Raw genomic sequence first — 26810 nt, 5'->3', positions numbered from 1 at the left:
CACGTCGAACGGCTACCCACTGTCACGAATCCCCGGACGCTCGGTGAGTGAGGTGAGCCCGGTGCGGCGCCCTGCCCGCCGCCCCGCAAGTGCGGCGCCCCCGGGGAGGGTGGGGACGCCGGTGACGTCAGGCCGTTGGCCCCTTGGACGACCGGTTCCCCTCCAGCCAGGTACCGATCACCGCGATGTCGCCGATCTTCGAGATGGGCACCCGTCGCGGATCGTCCTCCAGGACGACGAAGTCGGCGCGCTTGCCGGCGGTGATGCTGCCCGCGCTGTCCTCCCAGTGGCACGCATACGCGCCGTCCGAGGTGTAGGCGCGCAGCGCCTCCTCGACACCGATGCCCTCGTCCGCGCCGATCGGCCGGCCCGACTCGGAGGCCCGCTCCACCATGAACTGGATGGCCCGCAGTGGCGCGCCGTCGGCGACAGGACGGTCCGAACTCCCGACCAGGCGGACGCCGTTGTCGAGGAAGCCGCGGCCCCGGTAGAGCCACGGTGCCCGCTCACTGCCCATGATCGCCGCGTAGTCGTCGCCGAAGTACCGCAGGAAGCTGGGCTGGACGACGGCGGTGGCCCCCACGGCGGCGAACCGGGCCAGCTGGTCCGGGCGGACAAGACCGGCGTGTTCGACGCGGTGCCGGGCCTCCGGGCGGTGGTGCAGGCGCTGCGCCTTCTCCAGGGCGCCCAGCGCGACATCGACCGCGCGGTCCCCGATGGCGTGCACGGCGAGCTGCCAGCCCGCGAGGTGGCCCTGGGCGATGGTGTCCTCGAGCTGCTCGGCGGGCATCTGGAGCTGACCCGCCGACTGTGTGCCGAGGTAGGGCTCGGTGAGTGCGGCGGTCCGCGCCATCATGCCGCCGTCGGTGAAGACCTTGAGGGCGCCGAGCGACAGGTGCCCGTCCCCGAAGCCGGTGCGCAGACCGAGGCCGAAGGCGCGCGACGTCATGTCCTCCCGCGCGGCGTCGACGGGCTTCAGGGCGTCCGCGGCCACCATGAGCTGGAGCCGGATCGGCAATCGCCCCGCCTCGTGGGCGAGTTGGTAGGCGGCGGCTTCGACGGGGCTGTGGGCGAACAGCTCGCTGCCGATGCCGGCTTCGGCACACGCCGTCACACCCTCGCTCCGGCACGTCCACCCGGCGGTCTCGATCGCGTCGACGAGTTCGGTCAGGGAATGCGGTGGCCGCAGCCGCAGGGCCGCACCCATGGCCTCCTCGGCGAGAAAGCCGTTCGTGTGCCGGACGCTCTGCGGAAGCAGGTCCAGGATCGCGGTGTTGACCAGGCACGCATGTCCGGAGATGTGTCCGAGGTACACCTTGCGCCCGTGGCTCACGGTGTCCAGTTCCGCGGCGCCCAGGGGGCGGTCGAGGGTGCGCTGGTCGTAGCCGCCCAGGTCGACCCAGCTGCCGGGCGGTGCGTCGGCGACGGCCTGCGCGACGATGGCCAGGATGTCGTCGACGCAGGTGCTGGGGGCGATGTCCGGTGTCCGCGCCTTCAGTCCCGTCCAGGCGAGGTGCACATGGCTGTCGATGAAGCCCGGCAGCACGGTCGCCCCGTCCAGGTCCACCACCTGCCGGGCGGGGAGTGCGGCCACCTCCTCGTCCAGGCCCACGATGCGTCCCCGCCAGATGCCGATCTCACGGGCGGCGGGGCGCGCCGGGTCCATCGTGATGACACGTGCGTTGGTCAACCTGGTGCAGAGCACAAGCTGATCCTTTCCTGTGAACGGGTCGTCATCCCACTCCGGAATGTGCTTAGGTGAGGCTAACCTAAGAAGGTGTTGCGAGTGGATGAGCGACGAGTCGACCCCGCGAATCGGCTGGAGTCGTGGGCCGATGGTGTGGTGGCAGGCCTCGACGCACAAGAGGACGTCGACAGGGCCCTGCTCCACGCGTTGGGTGCGAAACCGACTCTGCGCGAGGAGACCGCCGCGCGGATGGCCGACGCCGTACGGGCTGCCGCTCTCGGGCTGGGGCCGCCGGGGTGCGCGGTGGCGGCCGGCGTCTCCGAGCGGTTGCTGGCGGCCTGGCAGGAGCACGACCCCACGTTCGCGGCCGCGATGGCTGCCGCGGTCACGATGGCCAGGGCGCGCGGACCGGCCCCGGGTGCGACGACCCTCAACCCGACGGCGCTGCGGGTCCTGTTGACGGCCATGCGCGGCGGCGCCCTGCACGGCCCGGCGGCCGCACTCGTCGGGATGTCCGGGCGCGCGTTCTACCGGCTGCGCAGGGAGCGTCCCGAGGTCGGCGCGCTCGTGGCGGCCGCCCGTCGGGCGAGGCCGAAGAAGGCGGACCGGCGCAAGAGGTCCACATACGAGCAGCACTACCGGCTGGTGCGGATCGACGATCCCGACGGTGCGGCGCGAGCGGCTCAAGTGCCCCCGGAATCGGCGCACTCGGGCCCGCTCTGAGTGCCGTCGCCCACGCCGTCCCGCCGCCGGATCACGCAACTGCCTCGATCGTCGACGAGGGGTGGCCCATCAGGTCGTGGTTAGTCTAGCCTTACCTAAGTTCTCGTGCTCGGTCCATGGGCACTGCCAAGCAGGTCCGGAGGAGTGCGGTGGGCGCAACAGACCTGTCGGGGCGGGATGTTCTGCGGAGCTCTGTCACAGGACAGCGTCGCGACGTGGCCATCGGCTCGCTGCTCGGCGCCGGGCACCAGGCGGGCGAGGCCCTGGTCCCCGTGCTCATCGGTGTCGTGATCGACCAGGGTGTCGCCAAGAGCGACACCGGCGGGCTGCTGCTGGGCATCGCGGCGCTGGCCGTCGTCTACGTGGGACTGTCGTTCAGCTTCCGGTTCGGCGCCCGTGCCGGTGAACGGGCGGCGGAGACCGCGGCCCACCGCCTCAGGACCCGGCTCGTCGGCCGGATCCTGGCGCCGGAGGGCGGCGCGGACAGCGGACGGCTTCCCGGAGAGCTCACGAACATCGCGACCGAGGACGCCAAGCGGGTCGGCGCCGTCAACATGGCCGTGATCGTCGCCGTCGCGGCGATGACCGGACTCCTCGTCAGCGCGGTGGTCCTGGTACGCATCTCGGTCCTGCTCGGACTCGTGGTGCTCCTCGGCACACCCCTTCTTCTGTGGCTCGGCCACCTGCTGAGCAAACCGCTGGAGCGCCGGAGCGAGGCCGAACAGGAACGAGCGGCACAGGCGTCCGGTATCGCCGCGGACCTGGTGGCCGGGCTGCGGGTGCTCAAGGGCATCGGCGCCGAATCCGCCGCCGTCGCGCGCTACCGGCAGACCAGCAGTGAGTCCCTGTCCGCCACTCTCCGGGCCGCACGGGCGCGGGCATGGCAGAACGGCATCGTGCTCGCGCTCACCGGCGTGTTCATCGCCCTCGTGGCCCTCGTCGGCGGACGCCTCGCGACACAGGGGGACATCAGCCTCGGCGAACTGGTCTCGGCGGTCGGCCTCGCGCTGTTCCTGCTCGGACCGCTCTCGGAATTCTCCTGGATCAACTCCGAGCTCGCGCAGGGCCGTGCCTCCGCCACGCGCATCGCCGGAGTGCTCGGCGCGGACGGTGCGGTACTCCCCGGCGCCGGCCGGCTGCCGCAGCCCGTCCGCGGCGCGGTCCGCCTGCGCGGCGTCTCGTACGGCACACTCCGGGACCTCGATCTCGACATCGCACCCGGCGACCTCGTCGGCGTGGTCGCCACCGACTCCGCCGACGCGACCGCGCTGCTGCTCTGCCTGGCCCGGCGCTCCGACCCCGACAGCGGCTCGGTCGAACTGGACGGCGTACCGCTGACCACCCTCGACCCCGCGGACGTCCGCACCGCGATCCTCGTCGCGGAACACGACGCGGACCTCTTCGAAGGCACGCTCACCGGCAACGTCCGGGCCGCGGCGCCGCCCGAGCACGACATCGGTCCGGCGCTCGCCGCGTCGGGCGCGGACGAGGTGGCCGGGACGCTGCCCCAGGGCGGCGACACGATCGTGACCGAACGCGGGCGCTCGCTGTCCGGCGGACAGCGCCAGCGCGTCGCGCTCGCCCGCGCTCTGGCCGCCGACACACCCGTCCTGGTGGTGCACGACCCGGCCACGGCGGTCGACGCGGTCACCGAGGCCAGGATCGCGGCCGGCCTGAGGGACATCCGCCGCGACCGCACCACCGTCCTGGTGACCACGAGTCCGGCGCTGCTGTCCGTGACCGACCGGGTCGTCCTCATCGAGGACGGCCGGGTGGCAGGCTGCGCCGCCCACGCCGAACTCGTCCGTGACCGCATCTCCTACCGTTCGGCAGTTCTCTCATGACACCACGTCAGACCGGCAGACAGGCCGACGGTCAGTCCTCGGCGCCCGCCGACGCGAATCCGGAGCACCAGCAGTCCTCGGCGCCCGCCGACGCGAATCCGGAGCACCAGCAGTCCTCGACGCCCGCCGACGCGAATCCGGAGCACCAGCAGTCCTCGACGCCCGCCGACGTGAACACGGAGCGACAGACCGTGCAGGAGACCGCCGCCAGCGGCGAGCCCGTCCGGCAGCTGCTGCCGACGGCGACCGCGGCGCGAACCCGCGCCGCCGTCGGTGAACTCGTGCGCCCCCACCGGCTCCTCGCGCTGTGCGGCTTCGCCGTCATGGTCGGCGCGACGGCCGTCGGACTGCTGATCCAGCCGCTGCTCGGGCGCGTCGTCGACCTGGCAGCGGACCACCGGCCGCCGGACGCGATCACCACGATCGTGGTGCTGCTCGCCGCCGTCGCCGTCGTCCAGGGACTCACCACCGGCCTCGGCCTCTCGCTGATCTCCCGGCTCGGCGAAACCGTCCTGGCCCGTCTGCGCGAGCGGTTCGTCGAACGGGCCCTGGGGCTGCCCCTGGAGCAGGTGGAGAAGGCGGGCTCCGGCGACCTGACCGTACGGGTCACCGCCGACGTGTCGCTGATCGCCGACGCCGTCCGCAACGCCCTGCCGGAGCTGGCCCGTTCACTGCTCGCGATCGTCCTGACCCTCGGCGCGCTCGCGGTGCTCGACTGGAGGTTCCTGCTCGCCGCGCTGCTCGCCGTGCCGGTCCAGGTGCACACGGCACGCTGGTACGTCCGACGGGCCGTACCGCTCTACGCGGAACAGCGCATCGCCACCGGCGCCCAGCAGCAACAACTGCTCGACACCATCGGCGGCAGCACGACCGTCAAGGCGTTCCGGCTGGAGGGGGAGCACAGCGAACGGGCCGCCGGGCGTTCCTGGTCCGTCGTCCAGCTCACCATGCGCGGTGTCCAGCTCGTGCTGGGCTTCTACAGCCGTCTGCACGTGGGCGAGTTCATCGGGCTCGCCGCCGTCCTCGTCACCGGCTTCTGGCTGGTGCGCGACGGATCCGCGTCCCTCGGCACGGCGACCGCCGCCGCGCTGTACTTCCACAGCCTCTTCACCCCCATCAACTCCGCGCTCGTCCTCATCGACGACGCCCTGTCGGCCGCCGCGGGCCTCGCCCGGCTCGTCGGCGTGGCCGATCAGCCGCTCCCCGAGCAGCCCGCGCGCCCCGCGACCCCGCGTGACGCGTCCATCACCGTCACCGGCCTCTGCCATGCGTACGAGACCGGGCATCCCGTGCTGCACGACGTCGACCTGACCCTGCTGCCCGGGGAACGCGTCGCACTCGTCGGGGCGAGCGGTGCCGGCAAGACCACCCTGGCCAAGATCATCGCGGGAGTGCACCGGCCCTCGGCCGGCACCGTGCGGCTCGGCGGCGCCGCGCTCCACGAACTCGGCCCGGCCCTCATCCGCCGTACGGTCGCCCTGATCACCCAGGAGACCCACGTCTTCGCCGGGACGCTCACCGACGACCTCCGGCTGGCCAAGCCCGGGGCGAGCGACGGCGAACTGCGCAGCGCACTGGACCGGGTCGACGCGCTGGGCTGGGCCGAAGCCCTTCCCGACGGACTCGCCACCGTGGTGGGCGAGGGCGGGCACCGGCTCAGCAGCGCACAGACACAAGCGCTCGCGCTCGCACGGCTGATCCTCGCGGACCCGCCTGTCGCGATCCTCGACGAGGCGACCGCCGAGGCCGGCAGCACTGGGGCCCGCGCCCTGGAGAAGGCCGTCGCACGCGCTGTCGACGGCCGTACGGCACTGATCGTGGCGCACCGCCTCACCCAGGCCGCGACCGCCGACCGCATCGTCGTCATGGACGGCGGACGCATCGTCGAGACCGGCACCCACGAGGAACTCCGCCGTACACAAGGACGCTACGCAGCCCTGTGGGAGGCGTGGTCGGACAGCCGCGACCGCGGCGTCTGAGGAAACACAGCCCCCCGCACCGTCACTGCTCCACAGGAACCCGAACCGAAGGACCACCGATGGCCCGCTCCCTCAGAGCTCCCCGGCTCGCCGCCGCGCTCGCCTCCGTTCTGCTTCTCTTCGGAACCGCCACCGCCTGCGGGGGCGACTCCGACTCGGACACGTCCACGTCCACCGGCAAGGACGCGTCGGCCGGCAAGGCCTTCCCTGTGACGATCCCGCACAAGTACGGGAACACGACGATCAAGTCCGAGCCCCAGCGGATCGTCACGGTCGGACTCACCGACCAGGACGCCCTGCTGGCGCTCGGCAAGGTGCCGGTGGGCACCACCGAGTGGCTGGGCGGCTACAAGGGGGCCATCGGCCCCTGGGCCACGGACAAACTGGCCGGAGCCGCCGCGCCGACGGTGCTGAAGGACACCGGCACCGGCCCGCAGGTCGAGAAGATCGCGGCCCTGAAGCCCGACCTGATCCTCGCCCTGTACGGCGGTCTCACCAAGGAGCAGTACGCGTCCCTGTCGAAGTTCGCCCCGGTCGTCGCGCAGCCGAAGGAGTACAACGACTTCGGCATCCCGTGGCAGGAGCTGACGAAGCGGGTCGGCACCGCGGTCGGCAAGCCCGCCGAGGCCACGAAGGCGGTCGCCGACGTCGAGGCGAAGATCGCGGCGGCCGCGGCGCAGCACCCCGAGTTCAAGGGCGCCACCGGTGTGATGGCGACGCCGTACGAGGGCACGTTCGTCTTCGGCAGCCAGGACTCGCGCTCGCGCCTGCTCACCAATCTCGGGCTGACGCTGCCGACCGGCCTGGACAAGGCGATCGGCGACAAGTTCGGCGCGAACATCAGCAAGGAGCGCATGGACCTGCTGGACCAGAAGGCCGTCGTGTGGATCGTCGGCGACGTCGCCAAGGACACCGCGAAGCTCCACAAGGACGCCTCGTACGGCGACCTGAAGGTGGTGAAGGAAGGCCGTGAGGTCTACATCCCGGAGACCAGCGACTACGGCAACGCGACGTCGTTCGTCTCCGTCCTGAGCCTGCCCTACGTCATGGAGCGGCTGGTCCCGCAGCTCGCGGCCGCGGTCGACGGCAAGCCGGCCACCAAGGTGGAGCAGCCCGCTTCCTGACCCGGCCCGACCGGTTCGTATGTGAAGGAGCCGGGCCGCGAGAAAACTCGCGGACCGGCTCCTTCGCCGTCTCCCGGGTGGGCCGCCGACCCTGTCGGCGGCCCACCCGGCGGGGTCAGCTGTCCATCGACTGCGCGAGACTCCTCGGCCGCATGTCCGTCCAGTTGGTCTCGATGTACTCCAGGCACGCCTGCCGCGACGCCGGCCCGTGGGCGACGGTCCAGCCGGCCGGGACGTCCACGAAGTCCGGCCACAGGCTGTGCTGGTTCTCGTCGTTGACCAGCACCGAGTACACGCCCTCGGGGTTCTCGAACGGGTTGCTCATGGTGTCCTTCTCCTCGGTACGGATGTGTGGGTCCGGTCAGTTCTTCGGGGTCGCGGGCGTTGTGCGGGCGGCCCGGGCGAGCAGTCCTTCGAGTGCCCGGAACCAGGTCTCGGCCAGGTCCTGGACGGTCTCCCGGGAGAGCGGCCCGTCAAGGTAGGACCAGTGGGCGGCCAGCACCGGCCCGTCCGCGCGGTCCTCCGTCACGACGTTGATGCTCAGTGCGTGGCCCTCACGCATCGCGGGCTCCGGGCCGATGTCGGCCACGTCCTCCTCGGGGGCGTACGACCAGTCCACCGCTTCCGGGATACCGAAGCGGCCCAGGTAGTTGAACTCGATCCTCGGCGCTTCCCGTTGTGCCAGCACCTCACGGGTGTGCGGATTGAGATGCCGCAGCAGACCGTAGCCGACGCCGTTCGCCGGCAGTGCGGTCAGATGCTCCCGTACGCTCGCCACCGCCTCCTCGGCCGCCGGGCCGCCCGCGAAGGCGTCGGCCAGGTCGACGGGACCGGGGTCGAGACGGACGGGGAAGACACTGGTGAACCAGCCGACCGTACGCGACAGGTCCGCGCTGTCACCCGCGAGTTCCTCCTCGCGTCCGTGTCCTTCGAGGTCGACCAGCACCGAGGTGTCGCTGCCGCCGTGGCGACGGCGCCAGTCGGCGACCGCCAGCCCCAGACCGGCCAGCAGCACGTCGTTGACCGTCGCGCCGAACGCCGCCGGGACGGTCGAGAGCAGCGGTGCCGTGCGCCCCGTCGGCATACGCAGGTCCAGCTCGCGCATCGAGGCGGTCGTGTCGCGTGCCGGGTCCAGCTCGCGCGCCAGCGGGAAGGGCTCCGTACCGCCGTCGAGGACGGCGGTCCAGACGGGCAGCTCGGCCTCCCTCGCCGGGTCCCGCGCCAGCTCGGTCAGATGCCGGGACCAGCGGGCGAACGACGTGTCGACGGGAGCCAGTTGCGCCGGGCGGCCCGCAGCCACGTCCTGCCAGGCCGCGGCCAGGTCCGGCAGGAGCACCCGCCAGGAGACTCCGTCCACGACCAGGTGGTGTGCCATCAGCAGCAGGCGACCGGGCTCCGTGCCCGCGTCGAACCACACGGCCCTCACCATCTCGCCCGCGTCCGGGTCCAGCCGGGTCCGGGCGAGGTGGGCGTGCTCCGCGATCGTCGTCCGCAGCGTCTCGTCGTCCGCTCCGGACACATCCACCCGCTCGATCCACGTGCCGGCGTCGAGAGCACCGGCCTCCGGAACATCCAGGCTCCAGCTCGTGGTGCCGTCGATCGACGGCCGCACGAGCCGGGCCCGCAGCAGGTCGTGCCGGTCCGCCAGCGCCTGGAGCACCGAGGTCAGCGAGGACACTTCCAGCTCCGCCGGAGTGCGGACGAGCGCCGCCTGGTGGTAGCTCCCGAAGGGTCCGCCGAGTTCCCGCAGCCAGTGCATGACGGGGGTCAGGGGCACACTGCCCGTGCCGTCGTCGGATGCGTGTGCCTCGTCCGCGCCGGTGAGTTCGGCGACCGTGCTCAGCCCTGCCGCGGTGCGGTGCCGGAAGACCAGCCGCGGTGTGATCCGCACACCCGCCGCGCGAGCCCTGCTGACCAGCTGCATGGCCACGATGCTGTCGCCGCCCAGAGAGAAGAAGTCGTCGTCGGCGCCCACCTGTTCGAGTCCCAGCACATCGGCGAAGACCGTGCACAGGGCCTTCTCCAGCGGTGTCGCGGGCTGCCGCCCCGAGGACAGCGCGGAGAAGTCGGGTGCGGGCAACGACCCGCGGTCGAGCTTCCCGTTGGGCAGCTTCGGCAGCTGGTCCAGCAGGACCGTCGCGGCCGGGACCATGTAGTCCGGCAGCGTCGCCGCGAGATGACCGCGAAGCCGACCCGGGTCCGGTGACTGCCCGGCGGCCGGGACGACATAGGCCACGAGTTGCTTGCGGGGTCCGTCCTGACGTGCCGTCACTACGGCGTGGCCGACTGCCGGATGGGCCGCGAGAACGGACTCGATCTCGGCCAGTTCGATGCGGAAACCGCGGATCTTGACCTGGTCGTCGGCGCGGCCGAGGTAGTCGATCCGGCCCTCCGCCGTCCAGCGCGCCAGGTCGCCGGTGCGGTAGAGCCGCGAACCCTGCCCTCCGAACGGGTCGGCGACGAACCGCTCGGCCGTGAGCCCCGGACTGCCCAGATATCCGCGGGCCAGGCCGCCGCCCGCCAGATACAGCTCACCCGTGACTCCGGGCGGCACCGGCTGGAGCGAGGCGTCCAGGATATACGCCCTGGTACCGGCCACCGCCCGTCCCACGAGCGGCCGTTCGCTGTCCCGGACCCGCGCCACCAGGGCATCGACGGTCGACTCGGTCGGCCCGTACAGATTGAACGCCTCGGTTCCGTCGAGAGCGGCGAGCTGCTGCCACAGTGCCGTGGGCACGGCTTCACCACCGACGCCGACCACGGTGAGCGGGCAGTGACCGTCCCGCAGCAGCCCGGTCTCCGCCATCTGCGCGAAGAACGACGGGGTGACCTCCAGGAAGTCGAAGCCGTGCCGGGTGACGTCGGCGGCGAGCAGCTCCGGGTCGCGGCGCGTCTCTTCGGACACCACATGGACGCAGTGCCCGTCGAGCAGCCACAACTGGGGCTGCCAGGAGGCGTCGAACGAGAACGACCAGGCGTGACCGGCCCGCAGATGCCGTCTGCCGGTGGCCGCGACCGCCGGCCGGTACAGCGTCTCGCGGTGACTGTGGAAGAGGTTGCCGACACTCTCGTGGGTGACCACCACGCCCTTGGGTCGGCCGGTGGAACCCGAGGTGTAGATGACGTACGCCGGATGGCCCGGCGCGAGAGGCGCCGTGCGGTCGGCGTCGGTCACGTCAGCCGTGTCCAGGGCTGCGGTGCGCTCGACGGTCGCCGGATCGTCCACGACCAGCACGGGCACGTCCGTACGCGGCAGTTCGGCGGCGAGCGCGCGGGTGGTGAGGAGCACGACCGGACGGGCGTCGTCGAGCATCTCCGTGGTGCGGCCGTGGGGCGCGTCGGGATCGAGCGGCAGATAGCCCGCGCCCGCCTTGTGGACCGCGAGGATCGCCACCAGGGTGTGGGCCGTGCGCGGCAGGGCCAGGGCCGCGTACCGCTCCGGCCCCGCGCCGTGCGCCACGAGCAGCCGCGCCAGCCGGTTGGCCTCGGCGTTCGCCTGCGCGTAGGTGAGTTCCACTCCCTCGGATGCGACCGCCGGCGCCTCGGGGGACAGCCGGACCTGGTCCTCGAAGAGCTGGGGCACCGTGGTCGGCAGCGCGGTGAGCGGCCGGTCGTTCCACTCATGGAGGATGCGCCGGCGCTCGGCGTCCGCGAGCACGCCGATCCGTGTCACGGGGGTGTCCGGGTCGGCCGCCACGGCCCGCAGGATGCGCAGGAGCCGGTCGGCGAACGACCGGGCGGTCGTCTCGTCGAAGAGGTCGGCGCTGTACTCCAGCACACCGTCCACCCCGGTCCCGTCGGCCCGTTCGACGAAGTCGAAGGACAGGTCGAACTTCGCCGTCGTCTGGCCGACGTCCACCCGCCGTGATCGCAGACCCGGCAGAGAGGCCTCGTCGCCGCCGGCCGCCAGATAGACGACCATCACCTGGAACAGCGGGTGGCGGGCGAGCGACCGTGCCGGATTGAGCACCTCCACCAGCCGCTCGAACGGCACGTCCTGGTGGTCGAAGGCGGCCAGGTCGCCCTCCCTGACCCGGGCCAGCAGCTCACGGAAGGTCGGGTCGCCGGAGGTGTCGGTGCGCAGCACCAGCGTGTTGAGGAAGAAGCCGACCAGGTCGTCCAGCGCCGCGTCCGTGCGCCCCGAGATCGGGCTGCCGATCGGGATGTCGTGACCGGCGCCCAGCCGCGCCAGCAGCGTGGCCACCGCGGCCTGGAGCAGCATGAACATACTGACGTCGCCGGCGCGCGCCAGCCGCGTCAGGTCCGCGGTCAGTTCGGCGTCGAGCGAGAGATCGGCCGAGCCTCCCCGGTAGCTCGACTCCTGCGGCCGCTGCCGGTCGGCCGGGAGTGCCAGCTCCTCCGGCAGACCCGCCAACGCCTGCTTCCAGTAGGCGATCTGGCGGGACGTCAGACTGCTGGGGTCCTGCTCGTCGCCGAGCGACTCCAGGTGCCACAGCGTGTAGTCGGCGTACTGGACCGGCATCGGCTGCCAGTCGGGCGCCAACCCGGCGGTGCGCGCCCCGTAGGCGATCGCGAGGTCCCGGTTCAGCGGCAGCTCCGACCACTCGTCCCCGGCGATGTGATGCAGCAGGAGCAGCAGGGTGTACTCCTCCTCGCCCGTCCGGAACACCTGGACCCGCAGCGGAGCCTCACGGTCCAGGGCGAATCCGTACGCCGCCGCCTGCGCCAGCCGCCCGGGCAGCTCGTCCTCGTTCGTTTCCTCGAACTCCACCGGCACGAGCGCCTCGTGCGGGTCGAGCACCAGCTGGTAGGGGCGTCCGCCCTCGTCGGGGAAGACCGTGCGCAGTGTCTCGTGCCGCTCGACGAGGTCCGCCACCGCGGCCCGCAGCGCGGCCATGTCGAGCGGCCCCGTCAGACGCCAGGCGGACGGGATGTTGTACGTCGCGCTGGGGCCCTCCACCTGGTAGAGCACCCACAGGCGGCGCTGCGCCGACGACAGGGGCAGTCGTTCCGGCCGGGTGGTGCGGGCGGTCAGGGCGGGACGGGCCTCCTCCACCGCGCCCGACAGGTGCTCGGCGAGCCGGCCCACGGTCGGCGCGTCGAAGACGGTCCGCAGCGACACCTCCGCCCCGAACACGGAACGGATCCTGGCGACCAGTCGCATGGCGAGCAGCGAGTGACCGCCGAGTGCGAAGAAGTCGTCGTCGACGCCGACCCCCGGCAGTCCGAGGACGCCGGCGAACTCCGCACACAGCAGCTCCTCGCGCGGTGTGCGCGGCCGCCGCCCCGACGACAGCGCCGCAAGATCGGGCGCGGGGAGGGCGGCCCGGTCCAGCTTGCCGCTGACGCCGAGCGGCAGCGCGTCCAGCACCACGAACGCCGCCGGGACCATGTGCCCGGGCAGTGCCCGCGCGAGATGGGCGCGCAGTGCCGCGAGGTCGGGTGTGCGGCCGGGCGCGGGCACGACGTACCCGACGAGCCGGGGCACTCCGGGGGAGTCCTCCCGTACGACCACGGCCGAGGCGGCGGTGTCCGGGTGGGTGTCGAGGACGGACGCGATCTCACCGAGCTCGATGCGGAAGCCGCGCAGTTTCACCTGGTCGTCGGTGCGGCCGAGGAACTCCAGGGTCCCGTCGCTTCGTCGCCGGGCCCGGTCGCCCGTGCGGTACATGCGCGTTCCGGGCGGGCCGTACGGGTCCGCGGTGAAGCGCTCCGCGGTGAGTCCCGGCCGGCCGAGGTAGCCCCGCACCACGCCTTCGCCCGCGAGATACAGCTCACCCCCGACACCCACCGGCACGGGCCGCAGCCGCTCGTCCAGGACATGGGCGCGGATGTTGCCCACCGGAGCCGCCCACGAACCGTCGGCGCCACCGTGCCAGCCGTACGCGTCGACGCTGCACTCGGTCGGCCCGTACAGGTCGTGCACCTGGACGCCGGGCAGGGAGCACAGCCGCTGCCAGAGGGCGGCGGGGGTGGCCTCGCCGCCCACGGTGAGGGTGCGCGGGAGGTGCCGGTCGGCGGAGAGGAAGCCGTGGTGGGTGAGTTCGCGCAGATGGCTCGGGGTGAGGTCGACGTAGTCCAGCCGTGCCCCGTCGATCAGCGCGAGCAGAGCGGCAGGGTCGGCCATCGTCGGCTCGTCCGGCACATGCAGCTCGTGCCCGGCCAGCAGCCACAGCAGTGGCTCCCAGGAGCCGTCGAAGCTGAACGACGCGGCGTGCAGGGCGCGCAGCGGGGCGCCTTCCGCCGCCTGTTCGGCGGGCTCGATGACGTCCGTGTACTGCGCCGCGAAGAAGTTGCTCAGACCGCGGTGGGTGCCCACGACGCCCTTGGGCCGGCCCGTGGAACCCGAAGTGAAGATCACGTAGGCGGCCTGGTCCGGCTCCGGGCGGGGCGCGGGGGCCGCGCTCGCGCCCTCGTAGGCGGCCGGATCGTCCAGCAGCACCGTCGGACAGTCCGACACGGACAGCTCTTCCGCCAGCGCCGTCGTGGTGAGAACGCACAGCGGAGCCGTGTCCGCGAGCATCATCTCCAGTCGGTCCGGGGGATAGCCGGGGTCGAGCGGCAGATACGCGGCACCGGCGCCCAGCACACCGAGAATCGCCGGGACCGTCTCCGCCCTGGGCAGAGCCAGACCGATCACGGTCTCGGGGCCCGCGCCGCGCCGCAGCAGCAGTCGGGAGATCGCGTCCGCCCGCGCGGCCAGCTCACCGAAGGTCAGCCGCGAGGCACCGGACACCACAGCGGTCGCGTCGGCGCGGCGCCGCGCCACGTCGGCGAACAGCTCCGGCACGGTACGGGTCTCCCGTGGCCGGGCGGTGTCGTTCCACACCGTCGTGGCCGCCGACTCCTCCTCGTCGGTGAGCACCGTCAGAGCGCCGACCGGCCGGCCCGGGTCGTGCACGATCTGCTCCAGGAGGCCCACCAGCCGGTCCACGAGCCGGGCAGCCGTGCCCGGTTCGGTCAGATCCGTGGCGTACTCCAGCAGCAGCGCCATGTCGTGCCCGGCGCCGTGGTCGACGAAGGTGAAGTCGAGGTCGAACTTGGCCGTACCGGTGTCCATGTGGAACCACTCGGTCGGCATACCGAGCAGATCCGGGTCCCCGTCGGGGCGGTGGTGGTAGCCGAGCATGACCTGGAACAGCGGGTTGCGGTCGGCAACCCGGGCCGGGTTCACCGCCTCCACCACCCGGTCGAAAGGCACGTCCTGGTGCTCGAAGGCCGCGAGCGCCGACTCCCGTACCCGGCCCAGGAGTTCGGCGAACGACGGGTCACCGGACAGATCCGTGCGCAGGACGAGCGTGTTGACGAAGAAGCCGACCAGCTCGTCCACCGCACTGTCGGTACGCCCCGCGATCGGCGCTCCGAGCGGGATGTCGTCGCCGGCGCCCAGCCGGTGCAGCAGCACCGCCGTCGCCGCCTGGAACACCATGAACATGCTGCAGTTGTGGGCGGCGGCCAGATCGCGCAGCTTTGTGGCGGTCGCGTCGGCGAGTGTGGTGCGCACGACGGCGCCCCGGCCCGTCGTCCGGGCCGCCCCCGGACGGTCCAGCGGCAGGTCGAGCTCCTCCGGCAGGTCCCGCAGAGCCTCGGTCCAGTGGCCGAGCTGCCGCTCGCCCACCTCCGCCAGCAGCCGTTCCTGCCACAGCGTGTAGTCCGCGTACTGCACCGGCAGGGGCGCCCAGTCCGGCGCGGTGCCCGTGGCGCGGGCCGCGTACGCCGTGTTCAGATCGGCCAGGAACGGCCGGTCCGACCACTCGTCGGTGGTGATGTGGTGCAGCACCACGGCCACCACGTGATCGGCCGGTCCCAGGCGCAGCACCTCGGCGCGGAGGGGCAGTTCGCGCCCGAGGTCGAACGGACGGCGCTGGGCCGACTCGATCCGCCCGGCGAGCCCGGCCGCGTCGCACTCGGCCACGAGGAACTCCAAAGCGGCCTCCCCGGCCGGGACGATGACCTGGTACGGCTCACCGTTGTGCTCCACGAAGCGGGTCCGCAGAGCCTCGTGGCGTCCCGCCACATCCCGCAGGGCGGCCCGCAGGGCCTCCAGGTCGAGTTCGCCGCGCAGCCGGAAGACCAGCGGGAAGTTGTACGCCGCTCCGCCACCGGTGATCCGCTCGACGAGCCACAGCCGGCGCTGCGCCGCCGAGAGCGGGATGCGCTCCGGGCGCTCGGCCGCCGCTTCCAGGGCGGGCCTGGCGGGCCGGCCCGTGTCGGCACGGCCGGCCAGCAGTTCGGGTGTCGGCGCCTCGAACAGGTCACGGATGGCGAGTTCGGCGCCCAGCTCGGTACGGGCCCGGCTGATGAGCCGGGTCGCCAGCAGGGAATGGCCGCCCAGGTCGAAGAAGTTGTCCTCCGCGCCGGTCCGTGCCAGACCGAGCACCTCGGCGAACAGCCGGCACAGCACCTCCTCGCCGGGGGTGCGCGGCCCGCGTCCGCTCGACAGGGCGACCGCCGGTTCGGCGTCCGGCAGAGCCCGTACGTCGAGCTTCCCGTTGTCGTTCATCGGCAGCCGCGGCAGGACGACGAAAGCGGCCGGAACCATGTAGCCCGGCAGACGCCCGCCCAGGTCCTCGCGCAGCCGGCGCACGAGAGCGCCTGTGCCGCGGGCCGTGGCCGGGGTGTTGGCGTGCACGGCCGGGCCGTCGGCCGACGGCCGAAGCAGTCCGGACGTACGCCGGACAGCCCCGTCCCGCACGGCCACCGACTCCTGCACGAACACCGCGTCGAAGCAGCCGAGTTCGCCGGACCATGTCATCAGGACCCGGTAGCCGCGCTCGGCTCCGAGCAGGCACAGGGTCTCGGTCTCCACGCCCTCGGGCGCGCCGCCGGGAAGCCGGCCGGCGTCCACCGCCCGCATGGCGGTGAGTTCGCCCGCGGTCCGGGCGTCGGGCACCCGTCGCACTCGCAGGCACTGCGGGCGCTCCTCGTCCAGCCGTGCCGTGAGCTCGCCGACGCCGTTCCAGTCGGACTCCGGAGCGTCGCCGAGGTCCAGCGCAGTCGCGGTATCGGCGTACAGCACGACGTCGTAGCGGTAGCGGGTCAGTTCGTTGTGGTGCCGGCCGGCCTTGGTGCGCAGCTCGACGCCGAAACCGAGCGTGGCGAACCAGTCCGGGTCGACGAGGAGTTCCTTCTCCAGGGCGATGCCCCGGTCGACGGCCTTGCGGACCGTGTCCGGATCGGCGTCGGAGCCGGCCCGCGTGAGCTGGATCCCGGTCTGGAAGGGCCGTGCCAGTCGCAGATTGCGCACATCGCCGATGAACAGATGGCCACCGGGGGCGAGCAGACCCATCGCCCCGGTGATGACCTGGGCGAGGTGGTCGAGGCTCGGGAAGTACTGCACGACCGAGTTGATGACGATCGTGTCGAAGTGGCCGACGGGCAGACCGTCCGTCACATCGGCGCTCTGGCAGCGCAGTTCGACCTTTCCGGCGAGTGAGGGGTCGCGCCGCAGGTCCTCGCCGATCTTGCGGATGACGGGGGCGGCGAAGTCGGTCGCCCAGTAGGACTCGGCGTCCGGAGCGAGCTGGGAGAGCAGCAGACCGGATCCGACGCCGATCTCCAGGATGTGCCTGGGCCGCAGCTCGCGGATCCGTTCCACGGTGGCCGCGCGCCACTCGCGCATGTGCTCCACCGGAATGGGCGTTCCGTCGTACGAGCTGTCCCAGCCCGCGAAGTCCTCGGTGAAGACCGCGGTGCCGATCTCGCTGTACTCGGCGGAGTAGATCTCCTGCCACTCGCCGATCTGCTCGCGCTCGGCCGTCTCCCGTGCCTCGTCGTCCGGTTCGGCCGGCACGACGTAGGCCACGAGCCGCTGGGTGCCGGGCGCAGCCGTGTCGTCGCGCGCGATGACGGCCGCCTGCACCACCTCGTGATGCTGCGCGAGGACCGTCTCGATCTCACCCAGCTCGACCCGGTGACCGCGGATCTTGACCTGGTCGTCGGTGCGGCCGAGGAAGTCGAGATTGCCGTCTGCGCGGCGGCGCACCAGGTCGCCGGTCCGGTACATGCGCTCGCCGGGCAGACCGTACGGGTCGGCGACGAAGCGCTCTGCCGTCAGGCCGGGCCGGTCCAGATAGCCGCGGGCCAGCCCGACCCCGGCGATGTACAGCTCGCCGGGGACCCCGTCGGGGACGGGCCGCAGCCAGGTGTCCAGGATGCGGGCGCGTGTGCTGCGGATGGGACGGCCCACCGTGGGCGTGGCGCTGTCGTGCGTGCCGCCGCCGAGGGTGTTGATCGTGTACTCGGTGGGCCCGTACAGGTTGTAGCCGTAGGTGCCCTCCGTGTCCCGCAGGGCGTTCCACACGGTCTCCGTGACGGCCTCGCCGCCGAGGAGGACGAGCGGCGGGCGGTGCCCCTCCAACAGCCCTTCCTCGATGAGCACATGGGCGTACGTCGGGGTGACGTTGACGACGTCGATGCGGTGCGTCTCGCAGTAGGCGACCAGGGCGATCGCGTCGCGCCGCAGCTCCTCGTCACAGATGTGCACCTCGTGGCCCTCGACGAGCCACAGCAGCTCCTCCCAGGACATGTCGAAGGCGAAGGAGACGGTGTGCGCGATACGCAGCCTGCGCCCGCCGGCCGAGGCGATGGCCGGCGCGAAGATCTCCTTCTGGTGGTTGAGCTGCATGTTCGTCAGCCCGATGTACGGCGTCACCACGCCCTTGGGGCGGCCGGTCGAGCCGGAGGTGTAGATGACGTAGGCGGGGTGGTCCAGGCTGAAGCGCACCTCGACGGCATCGGCGGAGCGGGCCGCCAGGTCGGCGGCGGTGCCGGGGCCGTCCAGCAGTACCCGCGGCACGTCGCCGGTCAGGGTCCGTGAGACGCCCTCCGTCGTCAGAAGGAGCAGAGGCTTCGCGTCCTGGAGCATCAGCGACAGCCGGTCCGCCGGGTGGTCCAGCTCCAGCGGCAGATAGGCCGCGCCGGTGCGCAGCACCGCGAACAGGGCCACCACCATGTCGACGGAACGCGGCAGACCCAGGGCAACGACCGTCTCGGGGCCGGCGCCGTGCGCCAGCAGCAGCCGGGCCATCCGGTTGCACCGGGCGTCGAGTTCGGCGTAGGTGAGGACCTGCTCGCCGAAGACGAGGGCGCTCTCGTCCGGGGTCCGGCCGGCCTGCGCGGCCAGCATGTCCGCCACGGTCTCGTGCGGCACCGGCTCACGTCCCGCCACATCCTCGCGGGCCAGCGTGGCGGCCTCGCCGGGCAGCAGCGCGTCGAGCGAGCCCACCGGTGCGGACGGGTCGGCGATCAGCCGGTCCAGCAGCAGGGTGAATCGCTCCAGGAGGGTCCGGGCGGAGGGGCCGTCGACGAGGTCGGGACGGTACGCCAGGGTGACACGGACGCTCTCGCCGGGCGTGACGACGAGGTTGACGGGGTAGTGCGTGGCGTCGACGTTGGCCACGGCCGTCGCGCCGTGCCTGTCCCGCAGTTCGGCGAGCCGCTCGTCCGTGTCGGCGTTGCGGAGCACGAACAGCGTGTCGAAGAGCCGCCGGTGACCCGTCTCGGCCTGGAGCACACCGAGCCCCAGGTACTCGTGCGGCATCAGTTCCAGACGCTCGCCCTGGATACGGCGCAGCAGGTCCAGGACGCTCTCGCGTGGATCGAAGGCGATACGCGCGGGCACGGTGTTGAGGAACATGCCGATGACGTTCTCGACGTCCGGCACCTCGCTGGGCCGCCCCGCCACCGTGGTCCCGAAGACGACGTCGGCACGGCCCGTGGCGCTTGCGAGCGCCAAACCCCAGGCCGCGTTGAGCACGGTGTTGAGGGTCAGTCCGTGACTCCGCGCGGTCTCCCGCAGCCGCTCGCCCGCTTCCGCGGCGAGCACGGTCTCCAGATGCTCGGGGATCACCGGTTCCAGACCCCGGTCCGCGGCGGACGGCACGAGGAGCGTCGGCTCCTCCAGACCGTCCAGCGCGCTGCGCCAGGCCGCTGTGGCCCGGCTGTCGTCCTGGTGCTCCAGCCAGGTCAGGTAGTTGCGGTAGGAGCCGGGGCGCGCCAGCGCCGCCGCGTCGCCGCCGCTCTCGTACAGGGCGAAGAGCTGGTCGAGGAAGAGCCAGGCGGACCAGCCGTCCCACAGGATGAGGTGACGGCCGATGACGAGCCGGTCGCCGCGCTCGTCGCCGAGGCGCACCAGCAGCATGCGGAAGAGCAGAGGCCGTGCCAGATCGAAGCGCCGGGAGCGCTCCTCGTCCATCAACGCGCCCAGCCGGGCGTCCTGTTCCGCGGCCGGGAGCGAGGAGAGGTCGACCTCTTCGAGAGGGATGTGCGGGTCACGCACGATGAACTGGACGGGCTGGCGCAGCCCTTCACTGGTGAACCCGGCGCGCAGACTGGGGTTGCGGTCGAGCAGCACGCTCGCGGCCGTCCGCAGCCGGTCGGCGTCGACGCGCCGCGCGAAGTCGAACGACTCGTGCACGGTGTACACGTCCAGCGAACCGTCGTCGTACGTCGAGTGGAAGAACAGGCCTTCCTGGAGCGGCGCGAGGGGCCATACGTCGTCGATCCGGCCCGGTGCGAGCCGCTCCACCCGGGACCGCTCCTCGGGGGTGAGGTCGATCGCGGCCGCCGCCGGTTCGGTCTCCCGGTCCTCGGTGACGGTCGCGGCGGCCGCGAGGGCGGCGGGGGTGCGGTGGTCGAAGATGTCGCGCGGATCGAGCGCCAGACCTGCCCGGCGGGCACGGCTGGACACGCCGATGGAGCTGATGCTGTCGCCGCCCAGCAGGAAGAAGTCGTCGTCGACGCTCACCTCCGGCAGCTTCAGCACGGCCGCGAAGATCTCGGTCAGCACCTGTTCCCGTGCGTCGCGCGGGGCGCGGACGGCGGCGCGTACGGCGTGGGGCGCGGGCAGTGCGGCCCGGTCCAGCTTGCCGCTCGGGGTGAGGGGGAGGGCGTCGAGGACCACATAGGCACTCGGCACCATCGGTGCGGGCAGCACGGCGGTCAGGGCGTCGCGCAGTTCCACCGCCTCCGGGCGGGCCCCGCCGGCCGGCACGACATAGGCGACCAGAGCCTCGTCGCGGATGGTCACGGCGGCCTGCGCGACCGGCGCCGTGTCCACCAGCGCGGCCTCGATCTCGCCGAGCTCGATGCGGTTGCCGCGCAGCTTGACCTGGCGGTCGGTACGGCCCAGGTACTCGATCACCCCGTCGGCCCGGCGGCGCACCAGGTCGCCGGTGCGGTACATCCGGCTGCCCGCCGGTCCGTACGGGTCGGCGGTGAACCGTTCCGCGGTCAGTGCGGGGCGGGCGTGATAGCCGCGCGCCAACTGGACGCCGCAGAGGTAGAGCTCGCCCGGGACACCGTCGGGAACGGGCCGCAGGCAGGCGTCGAGGACGCGCAGTCCGGTGTTCCACACCGGCCGTCCGATGGGCACGACGACGCCCTCGTCACCGTCGTAGGTGTGATGGGTGACATCGACGGCGGCCTCGGTCGGCCCGTACAGGTTGTGCAGCGGCACCCCGGTGAGCGACTGCCAGCGCTGCGCCGCGGACACGGGCAGCGCCTCGCCGCTGCTGAAGGCACGCCGCAGCGACGCGGACCAGGAAGGGTCGCCGGTGATCTCGTCCGCCTGGAGGAAGGCCTCCAGCATGGAGGGGACGAAGTGCAGGGTGGTGACCCGCCGTTCGCGGACCAGAGCGGTCAGATGGGCGGGGTCGCGATGGCCGTCCGGGCGGGCCAGGACGACGGCCGCGCCCTGGAGCAGGGGCCAGAAGAACTCCCAGACGGAGACGTCGAAGCTGGAGGGCGTCTTCTGGAGCACCCGGTCGTCCGGCCGCAGCCCGTAGGCGCCCTGCATCCAGGCGAGCCGGTTGACGATGGAGCGGTGGGTGACCGTGACGCCCTTGGGGCGTCCCGTGGAGCCGGACGTGTAGATCAGATAGGCGGGGCTGTCGGGACCGGCGGCCCGGACGGCGACGGGTTCCGTCTCCGTATCCGGCGTCGTCGCTCCGTCGAGGACGAGCACGGTGAGGCCCTCGGCCCGCGGCAGCCGCCCGGCAGTCCCGGGCACCGTGACGGCGAGCGTGGTACCGGAGTCGGCCAGCATGTGGGCGACGCGGTCGGCCGGGTAGTCGGGGTCGACCGGCAGATAGGCGGCGCCGGACTTCAGCACGCCGAGCAGAGCCACCATCAGCTCGGCCGACCGCGGGACGGCGACGGCCACGAAGGACTCGGGAGCGGCGCCTCGGGCGCGCAGCCGGCGCGCCAGTGCTTCGGCCCTCGCGTCCAGTTCGGCGTACGTCAGCTCCTCGCCCTCGAAGACGACGGCCACGGCGTCGGGGGTGCGGGCCACCTGCTCGGCGATGGCCGAGGCCAGGGTGGCGACCGGGACGGCCCGCTCGTCCCCGGCGGGCAGGGCCCGCGCCCGCTCCTGCCCGGAGAGCAGTTCGACGGATGCGGCGACGGCGGAAGGGTCGGCCGCCACCGCCTCCAGAATCCGCGTCAGCCGGTCGCCCAGCGCGCGGACGGCTTCGCCGTCCAGCCGCGCGACGTGGTGCTTCAGCCGAAGGTCGAGCCGCCTGCCCGGCTTCACGATGAGCGCGAGGGGGTAGTGCACCGCGTCGTGGAATGCGTGGCCCGTGATGCGCACTGTCCCGGACGCATCGCGCAGGTCCCCGTCGGCGGGGTAGTTCTCGAACACCACCAGGGTGTCGAAGAGTTCCGTGCCGCCGGCTGTGCCCGTCAGCCGCTGGATCTCCGCGAGTCCCAGGTGCTGATGGTCCATCAGTTGCGCTTGCTCGTCCTGGAGGCGGGCGAGCAGCACACCGAGTGACTCGCCGGCCTGCCAGCGGAACCGGGTGGGAAGGGTGTTGATGAACAGGCCCACCATGGACTCGATGCCGTCGACCTCGCTGTCCCGGCCCGAGACGGTGGTGCCGAACACCACGTCCTGGCGTCCGGTGAGCCTGCCGATCAGCAGACCCCACGCGGCCTGGACCACGGTGCCGAGGGTGACGCCGTGCTCGCGGGCACGTTCGGTCAGCCGCCTCGTGGTCCCTTCGGACAGCTCGACCCGGACCTGGCCGGGCACCAGGGCGGTGCCGTCCGCCGGAGTCCCGACCAGCCGCGTCGGCTCGTCGACACCCGCGAGCGCCGCGCGCCAGGCATCGCGTGCCGCGTCACGGTCCTGCCGGGCGAGCCGGGCCAGATGGTCGGCGTACGGGGTCACCTCGGGCAGTCCGGGTTCGGGTGTGCCGTAGTAGGCCATGAGTTCGCGGTGCAAGACGGGCAACGACCAGCCATCAGCCACGATGTGATGGAACGTCAACACCAGTCGGCAGTGCTCCGGCCCGAGCCGGACCAGGGCGCAGCGCAGCAGCGGGGGCCGGGCCAGGTCGAACCGTCCGGCGCGCTCGTCCGCGGCGACCGCGTCGGCCAGCGTCTCGCGGACGCCGCCGTCCTGCGCCGACAGGTCGACCTCGCGCCACGGCAGTTCGGCGTCGCGGGGCACGATCTGCACAGGGGTGCCGTCGGAACGGCGGCGGAATCCCGCACGCAGCGGGGCATGCCGGTCGAGCAGAGCCTGCGCCGCCCGGCGCAGGGTCTCCCCGTCGAGGGGACCCGACAGGTCGAGCACCTGCTGGACGACGTAGGCGTCGCTGTCGGCCGCGCCGATCAGGGAGTGGAAGTAGAAGCCTTCCTGGAGCGGGCTCAGGGGCAGCAGTTCCTGCACCGTGAGCGGCATACTGCCCTGAATCTCGGCGAGGTCGCCGGGGGCGAGTTCGACCAGCGGCGGGCGCGCGTCGTCGGCGGGGGCGGTGACGAGGTCGACGGCCACCTCCGCGAGCGCGGCCACGGTGCGGTGCCGGAAGACATCACGGGGGGTGAGGCGCAGCCCCGCGCCCCTGGCGCGGATCAGCAGCTGGATGGCGGTGATGCTGTCCCCGCCGAGGGCGAGGAAGTCGTCGTCGACGGTGACCGCACGCAGCCCCAGCACCTCGGCGTACAGGCGGCAGAGCAGTTCCTCGCGGGCGTTGCGCGGGGCGCGGCCCGAGCTGAGCGCGCCGTAGTCGGGCACGGGCAGGGCGTTGGCGTCCAGCTTGCCGCTGGGAGTGACCGGCAGCGCGTGCAGCGGGACGAAGGCGGACGGCACCATGTAGTCGGGCAGCCATTCGGTGGCGTGCCCGCGCAGGGTCTTCATCAGCACGGTGACATCGCGGAACGGCACCGGCCGGTTGGCCTGCGGGAACCGGCCGCCGGGACGGTACAGCCCGTCGAGCGCCCCGGCCGCCGTCTCGTCCGTCCCGTCGGTGAAAACGGCGTCCAGCGAACCGTCGTCGGCCTGACCGTTCCAGGTGATGTCCACCCGGCGGCCGTGCTCGGCGGCGAGCGCGAGCAGTTCCTCGGGGTCCACGCCGAGCTCCGCGGGACGGCTGGTGTCCTCCAGCCTGCGCAGTGCCGACAGGTCGTCGGTGAGACGGGCGTTGGGTATCCCGGTCACGCGCAGCCGCCCGGGCCGCTCCGCCAGCAGGGTGGCCACCTCGGCCGTCCCGCCGGTCACGGACCAGTGGATCTCCCGCTCGGCGGGAGCCGGACGCGCGGAGCCGTCGCCGGGGCTCAGGACGACGTCGTAGCGATAGCGGCTCAGCTCGTTGTGGTGTGCGGCCCGCTTGACCCGTATCTGGGCGTCGAAGCCGTCGAGCCCGGCGAAGTAGTCCGGGTCGAGCAGCAGTTCGCCCTCCCAGCGCACGGACCGCTCGACGGCGGTGCGCAGGGCGTTCTTGTCCGTCTCGCCGTCACCGTCGGCGCGCCGGCTCTCCACGGCGGCGCGCAGGGTGCGCAGCAGCCGCAGATTGCGGATGTCGCCGACGAACACCCTGCCGCCGGGCGCCAGCAGGGCCGACACCTTGCGCAGGACGTCCGTGAGATAGGCGGAGCTCGGGAAGTACTGGGCCACGGAGTTGATGACGACGGTGTCGAAGAACCCCTGCGGCAGGCCGTCGGTGTCGTGTGCCGGCCGGGCGCTCAGTTCGACGCGGCCCGCCAGCTCGGGCACCGCGTCCACCTGCGTACGCAGCGCGCGCACCGCCTCGTGGGAGACGTCCGTGCCCCAGTAGGACTCGCAGCCGGGCGCGATGCGGGACAGGAGAAGGCCGCTGCCGACGCCGATCTCCAGGACCCGGCGGGGGCTGCCGAGTTCGGCGATGCGGGCGATGGTCTCGTCCCGCCATTCCCGCATCTCGGCCACGGGGATCGGGCGTCCGTCGTACATGCTGTTCCAGCCCGCGAAGTTCTCGCGGAATCCCTCGGACCCGGCGGCGCTGTACAGGAGTTCGTGCAGGTCCTTCCACTCCTCGACCTGCTCGCCCTCGTCGTGGCCGGGCCGTGCCTCCAGGGAGGGCACGACGTAGGCGGCGAGCCGGCGGTCGCCCGGCCGGTCCTCGCGGGCGATCACCGTGACCTGGTCGACGGCGGGGTGGCGGCGCAGGACGGACTCGATCTCGCCCGGCTCGATCCGGAAGCCCCGGATCTTGACCTGGGTGTCGGCGCGTCCGAGGAACTCCAGCCGTCCGTCGGCCTTCCAGCGGACCAGGTCGCCGGTGCGGTAGAGCCGCCCGCCGGGGGTGTCCGCGTCGCCGAAGGGGTCGGCGACGAACCGTTCCGCGGTGAGGTCGGGCCTGCCGAGGTAGCCGCGCGCCAGACCGTCCCCGGCCAGGTACAACTCGCCGGCGACACCGGCGGGGACCGGCTGGAGCCGGGCGTCCAGCACATAGGCGCGGGTGCCGGGGTCGGGGATGCCGATGGGGACGACGGAGCCGGCCGGGGTGTCGGGATCGCACAGCCCGAGGGTGGAGTTGGTGGTGGCCTCGGTCGGGCCGTAGGCGTTGAACATCATCCGGCCGCCGGCGTAGCGGCCGACCAGCTCGGGGGAGACCCGCTCGGTTCCGGCCAGCAGGGTCGCGGCCGGGGGAAGGACGACGTCGTCCGGCATCGCAGCGAGCAGGGCGGGCGGCAGGATCATGAAGGTGATGCCGTTGTCGTTGGCGTAGTCCGCGAGCGCCGCGCCGGGCACCCGGCGTTCGGCGGGGACGACGACGAGACGGCCGCCGGACAGCAGACCGAGGCACAGGTCCCAGAAGGCCACGTCGAAGCTGGGCGAGGCGAACTGCAGGACGCGGCTGTGCGGACCGATGCCGAACCGCTCGCTCTGTGTCGCGACGAGCTTCGCCACACCGCTGTGCGCGAGGACGACGCCCTTGGGCCTGCCGGTCGAGCCCGAGGTGTAGATGACATACGCGGCGTTGAGGACGGTGAGAGCCCCACCGCGGTCCTCGTCGGTCGGGTCGTGGACGGGCCGGTCCGCCAACTCCGCGGCGGTGGCGGGGGAGTCGAGCAGAAGCCGAGCCATCCCCTCGTGCTCGGGGACGTCCCTGGCGGTGTCCGCCGTCGTCACCAGGACCGCCGGTGCCGCGTCCCCCAGCATGTAGGCGATGCGGTCGGCCGGATAGTCGTGGTCGATCGGGAGGTACGCGGCCCCGGACTTGAGGACGGCGACCTCGGCGACGATCAGGTCGGCCGAGCGGGGGAGTGCCAGCGCGACGATGCGCTCAGGGCCGGCACCGCGGGAGATCAGGGCGTGCGCCAGCCGGTTGGCGCGCTCGTCCAGCTCGGCGTAGGTGAGGCGTTCGTCCTCGAAGACGAGCGCGATGTCGTCGGGACGCCGGCGCACCTGCTCCGCGAACATGGCGGGCCAGGTGGCGGACGGGACCGTGTGAGCGGTGGCGTTCCACTCCACGACCACGCGCCGGTACTCGTCCGGTGTCATCAGCGTCAGAGCGCCGACCGGCGTCTCGGGGCGAGTGGAACCGTCGGCCAGCAGGGTCACGTAGTGGCCGAGAAGCCGGTCCACGGTCGCATCGTCGAAGAGGTCGGCACGGTAGTGCGCCCGCACCTCTCCCGGCAGGGCTTCCAGTACCAGATCGACCGGGCCGGGCGCGGCGGTGAACGGCCTGGCGGCGGTCGCGAACGCGGTGTTGAAGAACAGCCCGCCGCCCCGGGTCGGTTCGGGTCGCAGCGCTTCGACCAGGGCCGACAGCTCGACCGGACGGGCCTCGGCCTCGTCACGGGCCGCCGTCGTCCGGCGTACGAGATCGGCGAAGGTGGGCTCGCCCTCGCACGAGACGCGCACGGCCAGAGGTCCGTGCCCCACGGTGACGTCGGGGGCGCCGCCGTAGCGGTGCAGCAGGGCGACGAAGGCGGCCAGCAACAGGTCGTCGGAGGTGTCGTGTCCGAGGGGAAGCGTCCGTACCCTGTGCCCGCCGGTCGGGGCCGGCGGATAGGGCCGGTCGGCGGGCAGCACCGTCTCCTGCGGGAGAGGAGTGAGCAACTGCTGCCAGTACGCCAGGACTTCTTCTGAACCGGACACAGTGGCCGAGCCTCCCCAGCAGTCGGTCCCGGCCCCCGGCCGGGGTCGGTCCGCGTCATACTAAGGTAAGGATTACCTAATTAGACAGGCTTTCATGCGGCAGTGGGCCGAGCGGCCGAGCAGCCC

Annotated in this window: 7 protein-coding genes; 4 read left to right on the top strand and 3 right to left on the bottom strand. The window is 72.5% G+C overall.

The features are described from left to right. Window positions 1-127: 127 nt before the first annotated feature. Window positions 128-1705, bottom strand: coding sequence for an amidohydrolase (locus OHA05_RS02875; protein WP_328859694.1), 1578 nt, complete (start codon window positions 1703-1705; stop codon window positions 128-130). Between the two features lie 81 nt (window positions 1706-1786). On the opposite strand from OHA05_RS02875, the gene OHA05_RS02870 reads away from it, so the two are divergent. From OHA05_RS02870 to OHA05_RS02855, 4 genes are all read left to right on the top strand, one after another. Further along, window positions 1787-2410, top strand: a complete 624-nt coding sequence (locus tag OHA05_RS02870; RefSeq protein ID WP_328859693.1) for a hypothetical protein — start codon at window positions 1787-1789, stop codon at window positions 2408-2410. Between the two features lie 149 nt (window positions 2411-2559). Then, on the top strand, window positions 2560-4254 hold the full coding sequence (locus OHA05_RS02865; protein ID WP_413777803.1) for an ABC transporter ATP-binding protein: 1695 nt from the start codon (window positions 2560-2562) through the stop codon (window positions 4252-4254). Next, complete coding sequence (locus OHA05_RS02860; RefSeq protein WP_328859692.1) at window positions 4251-6233, top strand: ABC transporter ATP-binding protein; 1983 nt, start codon at window positions 4251-4253, stop codon at window positions 6231-6233. Before OHA05_RS02865 ends, OHA05_RS02860 begins: the two co-directional genes overlap by 4 nt. A gap of 59 nt (window positions 6234-6292) precedes the next feature. After that, window positions 6293-7357, top strand: coding sequence for an iron-siderophore ABC transporter substrate-binding protein (locus OHA05_RS02855; protein WP_328859691.1), 1065 nt, complete (start codon window positions 6293-6295; stop codon window positions 7355-7357). A gap of 115 nt (window positions 7358-7472) precedes the next feature. Here OHA05_RS02855 and OHA05_RS02850 read toward each other — a convergent pair whose 3' ends face one another. Next, window positions 7473-7682 carry an MbtH family protein gene (locus tag OHA05_RS02850; RefSeq protein ID WP_313948023.1) on the bottom strand — a complete coding sequence of 70 codons (210 nt, stop codon included), beginning with the start codon at window positions 7680-7682 and terminating at the stop codon, window positions 7473-7475. Between the two features lie 36 nt (window positions 7683-7718). Then, complete coding sequence (locus OHA05_RS02845) at window positions 7719-26684, bottom strand: non-ribosomal peptide synthetase (protein ID WP_328859690.1); 18966 nt, start codon at window positions 26682-26684, stop codon at window positions 7719-7721. Window positions 26685-26810 lie beyond the last annotated feature (126 nt).

Source organism: Streptomyces sp. NBC_00306, assembly GCF_036169555.1.
GTDB classification, from domain to species: domain Bacteria; phylum Actinomycetota; class Actinomycetes; order Streptomycetales; family Streptomycetaceae; genus Streptomyces; species Streptomyces achmelvichensis.
Note: the sequence above shows the minus strand (reverse complement) of the source record. Positions and strands in the feature narration are given on the sequence as shown.